At 56.8% G+C, this 387-nt stretch carries 1 protein-coding gene; it reads left to right on the top strand.

Annotation, left to right across the window (positions count from 1 at the left end):
* Window positions 1–387 (top strand): energy-coupling factor transporter transmembrane component T (locus tag FY251_RS22160; RefSeq protein WP_222847939.1); only part of this gene is annotated, 387 nt, incomplete at both ends.

Below are 387 nucleotides of genomic sequence, written 5' to 3'. Positions count from 1 at the left end.
GTGTCGGTGCTCGCAGTACTTTCACGGGTCAGCCTGTTCCTCGTCGGACTGATGGCGTTTACCGTGGCAACGACGTTAGGATCGTACGCTGTCGTGACTGTCTTTACGGGTGATCCCGTTGCGGCGATTCGAGCGTTAGTTCCGTACACGCTGAAGTTAACGATTATCTCCGTGTCGAGTTTGGCGGTGTTCTCGAGCATGGGTCCGAAGACCCTCTCTCAGGGTCTCAGAAGTCTCGGGATTCCACGACAGTTCACGTTCCTCATCACGTACGGCTACCGGATGCTCCCAGTGTTGTTTGAGGAGTACCACGATCTGGTGAACTCGTTCCGGTTACGGAGTACGGCTCCTGACTCACCCGGGCGATTCCGCTGGCGGCACTACGTC

The sequence above is a fragment of the Haloferax sp. KTX1 genome (assembly GCF_902410085.1).
In the GTDB taxonomy this organism is placed as follows: domain Archaea; phylum Halobacteriota; class Halobacteria; order Halobacteriales; family Haloferacaceae; genus Haloferax; species Haloferax massiliensis.
This window is presented reverse-complemented; position numbering and strand designations above follow the sequence as displayed.